We start from the raw sequence: 14,837 nt of genomic DNA on the forward strand, positions 1-14,837 counted from the left end.
CCCGTCCCATGGGTTGTACCCATGGCTAATCATCGTTGAACCCCTTCGGGGTTAAGGATCCTGACCTTTAAACGGCTAACACTGGTGCAAGTTTGGGTACGCATACCTGTCTCTGTCTTTTGTAACCGAGCTGCTAACCCCGAAGGGGTTCAACCGCATTAGCCCCGCATGCAATGCGGGGAATATCAGTTAGGCGGTTGGCCCTTAGAAACTGCCCGAGGGTAGGTACAGGTTTGGAAACCTGCACCAGTTCAACTCCTTTATCCTAGGCGACAATCCAAAAGACCCCGAAAGTTTAACACTTTCGGGGTCTTTTGGATTGTCACTTTCAAACTTACCAGCCCTGATTCTGAGCCAGCGTACCTTTACTATTCTGAATTTCCATCGGAGGAATCGGCCAGACGTGGTGAATAGCCGGGTTGAACATCCGGGCGGCGTAAATGACCCGACCATCCGCGTGGTGTAGCGGCTGAGCGTATACGGCCTGAGCATCCCCCCAGCGAACCAGATCAAAGTGACGGTCGGTCCACTCACCCGCCAGTTCGCACCGACGTTCGCGTTTCAGATCGGATAGCGTGGCATTGGTCAGCGTAGCCAGTCCGGCCCGTTTACGAATCAGATTCAGCTCCGTATCCGCGTTTTTATTCTGCATGAGTTTGGCTTCCGCTTTAATCAGCAGTACATCCGCGTATCGCAGCAAAGGAACGTTCAGCGACGTAGAAGGCTTATCGCCGTTCGGATTCACGTACGTACCAATTGGATTGGCATAGCCGTAGGGTTCCATGTACTTGCGGAACTGGTAACCCGTCCGGTTGCTTGAGCTTACCTTAAAGTTATCCTGGTTATAAGTACGCTCCTGACCGAAGTACATGAACTTATCCCCCGTTTTCAGAATCGTAGCTTCGCGGCGTTTGTCGCCCGCCGGATACGTATCATACAGTTCTTTCGTCGGATAGAAGTTACCCCAGCCATTGTACAATCCCCAACCCTTATCATCCAGGCATACACCGGGGAAAATACAGCCAAACCGCGTATCGGACGCACTCGACGTTACCGACCAGATGTACTCTTTCGACCAGTTATTAGCCGTTTTGAAAACGTCCTCGAAATTATCCAACAGGGCGTGCTGACCACTGGCCACAACCAGATCCGCGTATTTCTCGGCGTTCGCCCAATCTTTGGCGTACAGATACGTCCGGGCCAAATACGCCCAGGCTGCCGTTTTATGAGCCCGCCCGTAATCCGCGGTTTTATACGTGGAAAAGAGCGGTAACAGATCCGCCGCTTTTTTCAAATCTTCGGCGATATAGGCGTAGTTCTCCGCTACGCTCTTTGTCCGGGATACGTAAATATTTTCCGGATTGTCACGATCCTGAATAGGAATCCCCGCCCGGTTGTCGCCGTACCGATAGGCCAGTTCCAGGTGCATGACCGCATGGTTGAAGTACGCTTCGCCCAGATAGCGGTTTTTCAGCGTTTCATCCATCGTAATTTTCGGCACATTACGCAGTACATCATTGGCCCGTTTCATGACCATGTAATGTTTAGCCCAGATGTTCCGCGTGTCCGATTCGTCGCCCGTTACCTGAAAATTCTTGATCCGTTCAGCATTATCCCGGGGTTTGGTACCGATGTCGTCGCTGGCGTTGTTGAGCCAAAAGAAGCCCCGACCGTACATGTCGTCGTCGCTGTACAGTTCGTAGATGCTGTTCACACCCGCCAGAGCGTCGCTGGAGGTTTTCCAGAAGTTACCCGTGGTGGGGGCTCCCTGCGGGGTCATGTCGAGATTTTTGTCGCAGGCCGTTAATCCCAGAGCCAGCAGAAGAATATATTTTTTCATGACGGATGATTAGAAAGAAAGGTTTACGCCAAACATGAATACGCGGGACAAGGGATACTTGGCCACATCCTGACCAAAGCTGCTGATCCCTACTTCGGGGTCCATGCCGCTGTATTTGGTGAGGGTAAACAGGTTCTGTCCGGTCAGGTATACGCGTGCTTTTACGGCTTTGGTAACCGTAGCAGGTACGGTATAGCCCAGCGTCAGGCTTTTCAGTCGGAGGTAACTTCCGTCTTCAAGGTAGAAGTCGGAAATACGGCTGAAGTTACTGTTGGGGTCCGAACCCGCCCGCAGCCGGGGAATCGTGCCACCGGGGTTGCTCGGGCTCCAGGCGTCTTTCACTTCTTCCAGCATGTTATAACCCGGATACGTACCAGGGTTCAGGGCCAGATTCCGCAGGGAATTGAAGATTTTGTTACCCGCGGATCCCTGGAAGAATACGTTCAGATCGAAGCCCCGGAAGGAGGCATTTCCGTTCAGACTAAAGGTTTTCGTCGGTAATACATTGCCGAGTACCACGCGGTCCTTATCGTTGATTACGCCGTCGCCGTTGGTATCCAGAAATTTGAAATCTCCGGCCTTGGCGTTAGCCTGATACCGTTTGCCTTCGCTGTTTACGTACTCCGCAGCTTCCACATCTGTTTGAAAGATACCCGCCGTCTGGTACCCATAGAAGGCTCCGAAAGGCTGTCCGACCATGTGAAAGTTGGAGTTAGGCAGGTTTCGCACCCGCGATCCAATGGGCAGCAATTCCTGACCCGACGGCAATGATTTTACTTCATTTTTCAGGAACGAAACGTTAGCACTCAGATCGTACTTGAAGTCGCCTAAGCTTTGCTGATACGTCAATCCAATTTCGATTCCCCGGTTTTCGGTTTCGCCAGCATTGATGGTACGGCCATCGGGCGTACCGGCTACGCCTGGGAGTTGCTCTTGAAACAACATGTTCTGGTTACGTTTCGAGAACACGTCAATCGAGCCAAACAGGCGGTTTTGCAGGAAGCCAAAATCCAGACCTACGTTCGTTTGCTGGGAGGTTTCCCACCGCAGATTGGGGTTAGACAAGGCCCGCTCGGCGTATCCGTAATTGATGACGGGCGTCGATCCCAGCATGGCCATCGACTGAGCCAGCGGCAAACTATACGCATAGTCCGACAGACCCGCCAGGTTACCAATCTTACCCCAGCTGGCCCGTAGTTTCAGATTACTGATCCAGTTGGTACGACTCAGGAAGGCTTCGTCCGAAATGTTCCAGCCCGCCGACAACGATGGATACCACTCCCAGCGACTGGCGTTCAGCAGCTTAGACGTACCATCGCGACGAATAATGGCTGAAAACAGATATTTCTCACCAAAATTATAGTTGGCCCGTCCGACATACGACTCCAGGCCACGCTCGAAAACGTTCGAGCGGTCGTACTGAATCAGTTTGGCATTTTTCAGGTACCGTAGGGAAGGATCTTCATTGTCGAAACCCGTTCCTTTCACCCCAAAATCTTCGGCTTTGGTATGCTGATACGTATGACCGACGAGCAGATCGAGGTTATGTTTTCCGGCGAAGGTCCGGTTGAAATTCAGGGTCTGTTCGTTCAGTACATCCGTGGAGCTGTAGCTGCTTTGGTACAGTTCGTTGAAATCGAAAATTTTACCCGGCTCGGTTACGCGTACCGTAAATTGCTTGTAATCGTTTTTGATTTGTGTAATCCCCCAGTTACTCCGGAAGTTCAAGCCTTTAATGATTTCCCATTCCAGATACGGGTTGATGAATACGTTCGTGACGGGATTGCGGTTGTCCAGACGCTTCAGATACGCCACCGGGTTGACCAGATCCCCGTAGGAACCCGCGTACTGTTCGGGTACGCCCCCGAAGCGACCGGAGCCGTCGTTGCGGTAAATCGTGGCATTGGGCGGATAGAAAATGGCCGTTACGATGGCTCCGGTATAGGCACTGGTCGTGTTTCCGGTTTGACCATTATTGACGGTATACGAAAGGTTTTCACCAATTTTCACGCCCTTGGCAATCTGATGCACGGAGTTGAGTCGCAGCGTGTACCGATCTGAGAACGTATTCAGCAGAATCCCTTCGTTTTTACGGTAGCCGCCCGAGAAAAAGAAGTTCGATTTCTCCGTACCGCCGCTCACTGAGGCATCAATGTTGTAGATTTTTCCCGTCTGGAACAGCTCGTCCATCCAGTTGGTTTTCGTCACGCGGGAATCCGGATTGATGGTCGCATCAAAGGCCGGGATTCGGGGCAAACCGGCGTTATCGGTTGCCGTATTCATGGCGTCGGCAAAATCGGCGGCGTTCAGGGGTTTAAGTTTTTTAGCTACCTGCTGAAAACCCTGCTGGTAGTTCAGATTCACCTTCATCTGACCGCTGGTACCACGTTTGGTCGTTACCAGAATAACCCCCGCCGAAGCCCTTGCTCCGTAGATGGCAGCCGACGCATCTTTTAGTACACTCACCGACTGAATATCATTCGGATTAATCGAGCTAAACGTTCCCGGATAAATAACGCCATCCACAACCAGCAGAGGACTTTCATCGTTCAGCGAACCAATCCCGCGTACCTTAATGGTAGGCGAAGCGGTAGGATCCCCCCCTTCGTTGACCACCGTCACACCCGCTACGGTTCCCTGGAGTACTTCCGACGCATTGTTATAATTCCGGCTGCTGATTTCCTTGGTTGGAATGGTGGCTACGGCTCCGAGTACTTCTTTTTTCTGCTGAGCACCGTATCCAACGACGACCATTTCCGTCAGTTGTTTCGAAGAAGGCGTCAGGGCAATATCCAGACTGGTTTGTGACTTTACGGCCACTTCTACGTTAGTGTACCCCACGTACGAAATCACCAGTGTTATGTCACCGTCGGGTAGTTGCAGGCTATACCGGCCATCGGCACCCGTCGTTACACCGATTTGCGTGCCTTTGATCGCTACCGTTGCTCCAGCCAGAACCTCGCCCGTTTCCTGATCGGTCACGCGGCCCGTAATACGCCCGGCCTGAAATACGCTTGCCTCCAGTCGATCGCGAACCATCCGCAGATGTACCAGATCAGATTGTGGCTCGGCGGCCAAACTACCCAATCCCAGAAAACAGCCCATCAGCGTAATCCAGGGGGTTTTTGAATAGATTTTTTCCATAGGAAATTTGAACGAGTAGATTTTTCAATAGGATTCAGATAATCCGTGGGATTTAACAGGCAACACACCTGACCTCAGTTTCCGAAGGTACTGAGTAGGGCGAAGTATTCATCAGGAAAAGAGGAAATTGGGAGCTTGGCGGGACTATAACTTGAAATCAACGGCGTATACGTTACGAAACGCTTACTTCGGTCAGATGACCGTTCTGATTTACGCTTGTGTTCATCCGCATTTTTAAATCAGCCGCAAAGAGAGTTCATCCGAAGACAATCACCGAAGATTGTGAATTATGTATTTATGAATTCTTAGCCTGTATTGTTAAACAAAACTTGATTTCACAAATCCGTATTTACGCTTATTATACACGGCTCGCTGCGGGTGAAATGCGGAGTGCGTCCTGCCCGGTAGGCACAGTCTACCAACTTTTGCGTCCGTAGCAAATGCTACGGACAACCCGTCCCGCTAACTTTACCGCGTTTACTTGACTGAAAACCGCAACGGCGGCCATTGAAAACGGTAAACTCAAAACCCTAAACTGAAATCTCTTGCTGTTCCAGATTTGCAATCTGGAACCTACCAGTTGTGAATTTCTAATTCACTAGGATTATAAATCCCTAACAGCCATCTCTCAGATTGCAAATCCGAAAAAGCAAGTTCGTAGATTAGCCGATCCATTCATTTTTGGTCTTCTTCGCATGAAAAAATACTACCTGACCCTCTTACTGGCGACTTCGCTTTTCTCGTCGAACGCCCAAAGCCTTTACGAACCCGCCGTATTTACCGATGCCCAGCGGCTGGAAAAAATCCGGCAGACCCTCCCCGCCGTTGAAAAACTGGTGGAAGAAGAATTCAAAAAGAATACATTTCCGGGCCTTACCTACGGCATTGTCGTGGATGGTCAACTGATTCACACCAAAAGTTTGGGGTACACCAACCTTGCCCGCAAGACGCCCGCCAGCGAAAAATCGCTCTTCCGGATTGCGTCCATGAGCAAGAGTGTAACCGCGATGGCTATACTGAAGCTACGGGATGAGGGCAAACTTCGCCTGGACGATCCCGTGCAGCAGTACATTCCGGAACTCAGGAAAACCCCGGCCCTAACGGTCGATGCCCCGCTCATTACGATCCGGCATCTGCTAACGCACGCGGCGGGATTTCCGGAAGACAATCCCTGGGGGGATCGCCAACTGGCTATTTCGGATATGAATTTTCTGAAAATGCTCAACAAGGGGGTCAGTCTTTCCAATCCGCCGGGCATTGCTTACGAATATAGCAACATGGGTTTCGCCATGCTGGGCCGCATCATTACGGTGGTGACAAAAATGCCCTATCAAACCTACATCGACCAGAACATTTTCAAACCGCTGGGCATGACGCAGACCTTCTGGGAATACGCGAAAGCTCCGGCTGATTTGCTGGCTCACGGGTACCGCTGGGAAAACGAAAAATGGTCCGAAGAAAAATTGCTACACGATGGAGCTTACGGAGCGATGGGCGGTTTGATTACATCCATTGAAGATTTCAGTAAGTACATGGCCTTTCATCAGGCTGCCTGGCCGCCTCGTAGTGAAGCAGGCTCTGGCCCAATTAGCCGGAGTTCAGTACGCGAAATGCACCAGCCCGCTAATTTTGCCAGTCTTGTTACCAATACGAAGGCCGACGGTAAGCCCTACAGCATCGCTACGGCTTACGCATATGGCTTACGTTGGACCAAAGATTCGGACGATATTATGACGGTCGGACACAGCGGAGGCCTACCCGGCTTCGGCAGTAACTGGCGGATTTTGCCCGAGTATGGCATTGGTGTGGTGAGTTACATGAACCTCACGTATGCCAACGCCAACGCCCTCAACACGAAGATCATTGACCTGCTTCGGGTACAGGCCGATTTTCACAAGCGACAATTGCCCGTATCGAAAGTACTGGCTCAACGTAAAGAGGAAATCATCAAGGTTTTGCGGGACTGGAATCGGGCCAATCAATACCCCATTTTTGCGGAGAATTTCTTCCCCGATCATTCACAGGCCATCCGCAAGAAAGCCTCGGATGAACTCTTTGCCCGAATCGGCAAGATTGTAAAAGTGGGCGAACTGGTTCCAGAAAACCAGCTGCGGGGAGCTTTTATCATGGAAGGTGAAAAAGGAAAAGTACAGGTCTATTTCACACTTTCGCCGGAGAAACCCGCCCTGATTCAACAATTGGATCTGCGGGAAATACAGTAAACGCAGCTAAACCGATGCCGGGCTTGCTTAGTTCTAGTACTCGAATCGCCAGGAAGTAATTCCAGGCATTATTCTTTGATCAATTCCTTTTTTAACACTTGTACGAATCATGGAATATAGAGCATTAGGTGAATCAGGAGTAAAAGCTTCCGCCATTACGTTTGGAGCCTGGGCGATTGGGGGCTGGATGTGGGGCGGAGCCGACCGCAAAGAAGCCGTTGAAGCCATTCGGGCCTCCATCGGCGAGGGCGTTTCTTCGATTGATACGGCCCCCATTTACGGGCAGGGCGTTAGTGAAGATATTGTGGGTGAAGCTCTGGCGGGCATTTCCCGTGATCAAGTACAAATCCTGACCAAGTTTGGGATGCGTTGGGACGTACAGAAAGGCGATTTTGCCTTCCATACCAAAGACAACGACGGACAGGAACTGGACATCTACAAATACGCCTCCCGCGATAGTATCATCGAAGAATGCGAAAACAGTTTGCGTCGCCTGCGTACGGACTATATCGATCTGTACCAAATCCATTGGCCCGACATCACTACGCCGATTGATGAGACTATGGAAGCCTTGCAAACGCTGCTCCAGCAAGGAAAAATCCGGGCGGCGGGGGTTTGTAACTACTCCCTGGATCAGATGAAAGAAGCGAATCAGACGCTTAAGCTGGCTTCCAATCAGGTACCGTACAGCATGGTAGAGCGGACGATTGAAAAAGACGTTGTTCCCTATGCCATCGAAACGCAGACGGCCATTATCGCGTATAGTCCCTTGCAACGGGGCATTCTGACAGGTAAAATCAAGCCCGGCCATGCCTTTGCCGAAGGGGATCACCGCCCCACTACGAAGTTCTATAAGCCAGAAAATATTGAACGAATCAACGCTTTTCTGGATACAATTCGCCCGATAGCCGATGAAAAACAGGCGACATTGTCGCAATTAGTCATTCGCTGGACCATTGAGCAGCCCGGTATCACCGTAGCATTGGTCGGAGCCCGGAACGCGGAACAAGCCATTCAGAACGCTCGGTCCGCTCAGATTCAACTTTCGAGCGAGGAAATGAAGCAGATTAACGACGCTCTTTCCCAACTGGTACTGGCTGAATAATCAATCAGTTAACTAGATTTTTATATCAAGAAGGGGTTTGCAGAGGTCTGCAAACCCCTTCTTTTTTTTGCAAACGAGCTGGTAAATTTCTTTTCTAGAATCTTTCTAATATCCACTCAAATCTTGCTCTCCTACAAAATTAATGCGTTTTAACCGGCTGAATCATTGCAACGGTTTGCCGAAAACCACTATTTTTGCCTCAGTACTATTCAAAGGGTGTTTATAAAAATTTCTTTTTTTAACGTCTTCCTTTGGATCATAAGCCTATTTGATACCCTAACCCTACGATGCGTTGCAGGTCACCTTGCTGCAACAAACGATCGTACTCACCCAATTAGCGAAAGCATGATCCCCGAAGTTGTTCAGACCATACCGCTTCAGTACTACATTTATCTTGCTACAGCCCTGTTTGTGATTGGAATTGTGGGGGTACTGACCCGCCGAAATGCCATCATCATTTTTATGTCTGTTGAATTGATGCTGAATGCTGTCAACCTGTTGTTAATCGCTTTTTCGGTGTATCGCTCGGACCCCAATGGACAGGTATTCGTTTTCTTCATTATGGCCGTTGCGGCTGCTGAAGTAGCCATTGGCCTTGCCCTCATCGTCGTGATTTACCGAAACGTTCGGTCCCTTGACATTGGCTTGCTTAATAAACTGAAGTGGTAATTTTCTAATCATCGCCTCCAATCGATGGTCTATTCTCTATTCCCGGCCAACGGCTAACAGTCCCTATGAATCTAGCCCTGCTTATTCCTCTACTGCCCTTTATCGGTTTTCTAATTAACGGATTAGGATTCCGGCGAATTCCTAAATCTCTGGTTGGCATCATCGGCACCGGAGCTGTAGTCGCTTCCTTTGCCCTGGTGCTTAGTCTTTTCCTGAATTTTTCGGGTGAAGCTCAGCACATACCCGTGTACGACTGGATTACGGTTGGTTCGCTGAATATTTCCTTCAGCTTTCAGATCGATCAGCTTTCCTTGATTATGATGCTGATTATTACGGGAATTGGTTCGCTCATTCACCTGTACAGCATCGGCTATATGCACCACGACGAAGGGTTTGGCAAGTTCTTTGCCTTTCTTAACCTGTTCGTGTTCTTCATGCTGCTGCTGGTCATGGGCTCGAATTATCTGGTCATGTTTATTGGCTGGGAAGGCGTTGGCCTTTGTTCGTATCTGCTCATTGGGTTCTGGAATCAGAATCCTTCGTACGGCTACGCGGCCCGCAAGGCGTTTGTCATGAACCGAATTGGTGATTTGGGCTTTTTGATCGGTATTTTTCTGATTTTGAATCAATTCGAAAGTCTGGAGTTTGCAAGCGTGTTTCCGGCGGCGGCTCAGCTGAGTGTAGGCGATCAGGGTATTTTCTGGATTACGCTCTGTCTGTTCATCGGAGCGATGGGGAAATCCGCTCAGATTCCCCTGTATACCTGGCTCCCCGACGCTATGGCCGGTCCAACACCCGTATCGGCTCTGATCCACGCGGCGACGATGGTAACGGCGGGTATTTACATGATTGTTCGCTCGAATGTCTTGTACACACTGGCACCGGATACGCTGCACCTCGTCGCCTGGATTGCCCTGATTACGGCTCTGCTGGCGGCTTCGATTGGTCTGTTCCAGAACGATATTAAGAAAGTACTCGCTTACTCTACGGTATCGCAGTTAGGCTATATGTTCCTGGGCTTGGGCGTTGGAGCGTATACTTCCGGCTTCTTCCACGTTATGACGCACGCGTTTTTCAAGGCACTTCTTTTCCTGGGAGCGGGTTCGGTTATTCACGCCATGAGCAATGAACAGGATATCCGGTACATGGGTGGCTTACGCAAGAAGCTACCGATTACGTTCCTGACGTTTCTGCTCGGTACCATTGCGATTTCCGGGATTCCGCCGTTCGCGGGCTTCTTCTCCAAAGATGAAATTCTGGCTCACGTTTTCGAGCACAGTCCACTGATGTGGGGACTGGCCGTAATCGGTTCGATGATGACGGCATTCTACATGTTTCGTCTGCTTTTCCTGACCTTTTTCGGCGAATTCCGGGGTACGCACGAGCAGGAACATCACCTGCACGAGTCGCCTTTTTCGATGACGTTGCCGTTGATCGTATTGGCGATATTATCCGTACTGGGCGGTTTTCTGAACGTACCCGCCGTACTGGGTGGTTCGGCGAAACTCTCGGCGTATCTGGACCCGATCTTCGCTTATTCAAAACAGGTAAACCCCGAAGCCTTCGCCGAGACGCACCTCGACCACTCGACGGAATTCATGCTCATGGGTGTATCCGTAGCCGGAGCCGTTCTGGCGATCGTCATTGCTTTTGTGCTCTACGTTAGTCGGAAATCAGTACCTGCTCCAGATGCTGAAATAACGGGTTTACCCAAGCTGGTGTATCACAAATACTACATCGACGAGCTGTACGATTCGCTGTTTGTTAAACCGATTCAGGCTCTTTCCCGCGTGTTCTACAATGTTACGGACCGAATCCTGATTGATCGTTTCGGCGTAGAAGGGCTGGGTAATTTCGTTCGCGGCCTGTCGAATGAATTCCGGTTGCTGCAAACCGGTACTACTTCGTTCTACGTGTTCATCATGGTTATGGGCATTGCAGCCATCCTCATGTACAGCCTGCGTACGCTCATTTTTGGTAACTAAGACTTAACGGATCTATGCTCACCCTTGTTCTCATACTCATTCCACTACTCGTTGCTCTGGTGTTGCTGGCCCTGCGGGGCGGGGCGGTCAAACGGGTAGCTCTGATTGCCTCCCTGGCTGAACTGGCTCTGGCCGTTTATGTGCTGGCGTCCTTTCAACCCGATACAACGAGTCAATTTTCCTTAAGTTATCACTGGATTAAATCCGCGGGCGTACAGTTTGCCATCGGTATCGACGGCATTAGTGTCTTACTGGTTTTGCTGAGTACGTTGCTGGTTCCGCTGATTATTCTATCGACATTCAACCATAGTTACCGTAATCCCTCTTCCTTCTACGCCCTGATTCTGTTCATGCAATCGGCGTTGGTTGGGGTGTTTGTGGCGAAAGATGCGTTTTTGTTCTACTTCTTTTTCGAAGCAGCCCTGATTCCGATTTACTTCATTGCGGCTCTGTGGGGCGGTGAAAATCGGATTAAGGTGACGTTCAAGTTCTTTCTGTACACCATTTTCGGTTCACTGTTCATGCTGTTGGGACTGGTGTATCTGTACCTGCAAACGCCCGGTACGCATAGTTCTCTGCTAACCGCTTTTTACGGCCTGAATCTGTCAGCTTCGCAACAAGGTTTTCTCTTCTGGGCCTTATTCATTGGATTTGCCATTAAAATGCCCATTTTCCCCTTCCACACCTGGCAACCGGATACGTACGTCGAGTCGCCTACGCCCGCCACGATGTTACTGGCGGGGATTATGCTGAAGATGGGAACCTACGGACTCATCCGTATCGTACTGCCGATCGTACCCGAAGGTGTACAACAATGGGGACTCGTTGCCATTGTTCTGGCCGTAATTGGCATTGTGTACGGTTCAATTATTGCGATCCAGCAACAGGATATGAAGCGGCTGGTGGCGTACTCGTCGTTTGCTCACGTCGGACTGATGGCGGCGGGTATTTTTTCCCTGACGCTCGACGGCTTACAGGGCTCGCTTATTCAGATGCTGGCCCACGGGATCAACGTCGTTGGTCTGTTTTTCATCGTTGAAATCATTTTCAGCCGCACGCAATCCCGCGATTTGACTCAACTTGGCGGTATTACGCAGAATTCACCCGTACTCAGTGTGTTTTTCATCATCATGGTACTGGGTAGCGTGGCCCTGCCCCTGACGAACGGTTTCATCGGCGAGTTTTTATTACTGAAAGGCGTCTTTACCTACAATACCTGGCTAGGCATTATTGCCGGTACGACAATTATTCTGGGAGCGGTGTATATGCTTCGAATGGTACAAAAATCCATGTTCGGTCTCCAAACTACCGTTACTGAACAGTTTACCGATTTGAATCTCAACGAAATTCTGGTGCTGGCCCCGCTGGCGGTGTTTGTCTTCTGGATCGGCCTGTTCCCGAACGGATTCCTGAAACTTACCGAACCTGCCGTAGCTGAGTTGCTGCGAGCCATGAAATGATCTTTCCACCCGTGACCTTTCCAGCGTTATGCTCTCCATTATTTCTCTTTCTATTTTTGGCATTCTGAACCTCTTCTTAGGGTTCCTGAAATCCCGGCAGGTACTCCTGCCCGCTACGTTGCTTTTTTTACTGGTAGCCCTCGTATTGAACTCGCTCGACTGGAACGATCAGGCTCTGTATTTCAGCGACATGCTACGGGTGAATAACCTCTTTGTTAACTTCTCAGCAATTGTTCTGGTTACCTCGCTTTTTGTGGTGGGTCTCTCCCGCACTTTCGGGGGCGATGATGAACATACGCACCCAGCTGAGTACTACGCCATTTTACTTTTTTCGATAGCTGGAGCCCTGATGATGATTGGTTTTGAAAACCTGATCATGCTTTTTGTGGGCGTGGAAGTACTGTCGGTAGCCATGTACGTACTCACCGGTACGGATAAACGCAACCTGCGTTCGAACGAAGCTGCTTTGAAATATTTTCTGATGGGTTCGTTCGCCACGGGTATCTTACTTTTTGGCGTAGCCATGATTTACGGAGCTACGGGTTCCTTCAAACTGGGCGGTATTGCCACCTATGTGGAAGTTGCTATCCGCTACGGTTCGGTTTCGCCCCTGCTGTATGTAGGCTTGTTGTTACTCTTTATCGGCATGCTTTTTAAAGTTTCGGCGGCTCCCTTCCACTTCTGGACGCCCGACGTATACGAAGGAGCTCCTACGATCTTCACGGCCTTCATGTCTACCGTTGTAAAGACGGCTGGCTTCGCGGCTCTGTACAAACTGGCCTCGGTAGCTTTTGGGGGAGCTTACGGCTTCTGGGCTCAGACAATGGCCATTGTTACGGTACTGACTCTGCTCGTGGGAAACATTACTGCGGCGTATCAGACCAGTTTCAAACGCATGATGGGGTATTCGAGCATTTCACACGCGGGCTATTTGCTCCTGGGTGTGGTAGCGAATGTTTCGGCTTCCCCATCGGCTATTCTGTTTTATTCACTGGCGTACTCCCTGGCTACCGTTTCCGCCTTTGGGGTACTGATGGTCGTTTCAGAGAAAAAACTCTATGAAGGGGGTGCCGACGAACGTTACGAGGCCTTCAATGGCTTGGCTAAAAGCAATCCTCTGCTGGCTTTTGTCATGACGATTTCAATGCTTTCGCTCGCCGGAATTCCGCTGACCGCAGGTTTTTGGGGAAAATTTTTCATCTTCTCAGCGGCTGTACAGGCGAATCTTACTTCCCTGTTAGTCATTGCCGTACTGATGTCCTGCGTGGGTATTTACTATTACTTCCGGGTGATTATTTCGATGTATTTAAAACCTAGTGACGAGAATCCGGTTATCGTTAGCAACGGATTTAAACTAACTTTGCTCCTCACTACAGCATTAACACTTCTTTTGGGTGTTTTTCCTGACCTGGTGAAGAACATATTCTAGGTTTTACAACACATTCAACCCTTGAAGCAGACCCTTCAGCAACCTTTGGAGACGAAGAAATCCAAGCTACTCAACACCCGTGATTTAATTGCCTACTTTCTTGTAGCCGGTACAGGAGCCGCCGTTCAAATCATTGCCGGCGGCTTTTTTCGGGAATACATGAGCTACTACGCTTCTGTATCGCTGGGTTACATTGTTTCGTTCATCGTCGGCTTCGTGCTAACCAAACTTTTTGCTTTTGATGCCAAGAGTTCCGGTCAAACCCGTCGTGAGATGGTTAAGTTTGGCATGGTGGCCGTTCTTTCCTTCTTTATTACGTTGGGAGGTTCGAGTCTGGCTTTGTACATTTTTAATGTGATGCATCCAGAGCCTTACTTTTATGAATTTCCGCTGTCCTTTCTACCCGAAAAAGCCCGGAATATCAACGTGAAGGAATTTGGCGGTTTGCTCGTCGGTATGGGTCTGAGCTTTACGAGTAACTATATTCTACACAAGACCTTTACTTTCAAATCAACCGGTTTTTACGACCGAATCAAAGATTATCTCAAAGGCATTCCCGAATAGGGCTAATTCCAATCTTATTGACAAACCTTAAAATTCTTTACAGAGGATTTTAAGGTTTTTTTTATCTATAAATATAATTTTATCCAAAAAATATAGGACTAATTAGGATAAAAGTAAGAAATCGAGTAAAAAACTTAAAAAAACCTTAAAGCAACACTTGTTTTATTGAAAATCTAAGCCCAACTTTGCCACGGCAATAAACCCTAAAATCATCACAAAAATGAAAAAATTGTTCGCCCTGTTCCTCCTAGGCACAATGGTTTCTTTGGCAGCTTGCCAAGAAAAGAAAGCTGAATCTACTGAAACTGCTGATTCTGCTGCTGTAACGGTTGACACGACGACTGCAGTTGACACGGCTATGACGGCTGATACGGCTGCTGCTGACACGATGCGTTAATTCGTTGGTAGGAACCAAGCCA

10 protein-coding genes are annotated in these 14,837 nt (G+C 49.5%); 8 read left to right on the forward strand and 2 right to left on the reverse strand.

Annotated elements, in window-relative coordinates; genetic code table 11:
* Positions 1-334: 334 nt before the first annotated feature.
* Together BWI97_RS11280 and BWI97_RS11285 are read right to left on the reverse strand one after the other, a co-directional pair.
* The gene (locus BWI97_RS11280; RefSeq protein WP_094813297.1) at positions 335-1,840 is read right to left on the reverse strand and encodes a RagB/SusD family nutrient uptake outer membrane protein; all 1,506 of its coding nucleotides are present in this window, start codon (positions 1,838-1,840) and stop codon (positions 335-337) included.
* 9 nt (positions 1,841-1,849) lie between these two features.
* Positions 1,850-4,984, reverse strand: coding sequence for a TonB-dependent receptor (locus BWI97_RS11285; protein WP_102201071.1), 3,135 nt, complete (start codon positions 4,982-4,984; stop codon positions 1,850-1,852).
* Between the two features lie 695 nt (positions 4,985-5,679).
* Here BWI97_RS11285 and BWI97_RS11290 point away from each other — a divergent pair.
* The 8 genes from BWI97_RS11290 to BWI97_RS28045 all read left to right on the forward strand — a co-directional run bounded on the left by BWI97_RS11290 (position 5,680) and on the right by BWI97_RS28045 (position 14,815).
* Positions 5,680-7,206, forward strand: a complete 1,527-nt coding sequence (locus BWI97_RS11290; RefSeq protein ID WP_102201072.1) for a serine hydrolase — start codon at positions 5,680-5,682, stop codon at positions 7,204-7,206.
* A 109-nt stretch (positions 7,207-7,315) separates the two neighbouring features.
* Positions 7,316-8,311: an aldo/keto reductase gene (locus BWI97_RS11295; protein WP_102201073.1), complete on the forward strand. Its 996-nt coding sequence runs from the start codon at positions 7,316-7,318 to the stop codon at positions 8,309-8,311.
* A 345-nt stretch (positions 8,312-8,656) separates the two neighbouring features.
* On the forward strand, positions 8,657-8,980 hold the full coding sequence (gene nuoK / locus BWI97_RS11300) for an NADH-quinone oxidoreductase subunit NuoK (protein ID WP_094813885.1): 324 nt from the start codon (positions 8,657-8,659) through the stop codon (positions 8,978-8,980).
* Positions 8,981-9,045: 65 nt separating this feature from the next.
* Positions 9,046-10,965, forward strand: coding sequence for an NADH-quinone oxidoreductase subunit L (gene nuoL, locus BWI97_RS11305; RefSeq protein ID WP_102201074.1), 1,920 nt, complete (start codon positions 9,046-9,048; stop codon positions 10,963-10,965).
* A gap of 14 nt (positions 10,966-10,979) precedes the next feature.
* On the forward strand, positions 10,980-12,425 hold the full coding sequence (locus tag BWI97_RS11310) for a NuoM family protein (RefSeq protein WP_094813881.1): 1,446 nt from the start codon (positions 10,980-10,982) through the stop codon (positions 12,423-12,425).
* A gap of 28 nt (positions 12,426-12,453) precedes the next feature.
* Entirely contained in the window at positions 12,454-13,854 is a 1,401-nt protein-coding gene (locus tag BWI97_RS11315; protein ID WP_102201075.1) for an NADH-quinone oxidoreductase subunit N, read from the forward strand.
* A gap of 21 nt (positions 13,855-13,875) precedes the next feature.
* Positions 13,876-14,418: a GtrA family protein gene (locus BWI97_RS11320; protein ID WP_233207812.1), complete on the forward strand. Its 543-nt coding sequence runs from the start codon at positions 13,876-13,878 to the stop codon at positions 14,416-14,418.
* A 220-nt stretch (positions 14,419-14,638) separates the two neighbouring features.
* Complete coding sequence (locus BWI97_RS28045) at positions 14,639-14,815, forward strand: hypothetical protein (protein ID WP_176454267.1); 177 nt, start codon at positions 14,639-14,641, stop codon at positions 14,813-14,815.
* Positions 14,816-14,837: the final 22 nt, after the last annotated feature.

The organism is Siphonobacter sp. BAB-5405 (genome assembly GCF_002872335.1).
Taxonomy (GTDB): Bacteria; Bacteroidota; Bacteroidia; order Cytophagales; family Spirosomataceae; genus Siphonobacter.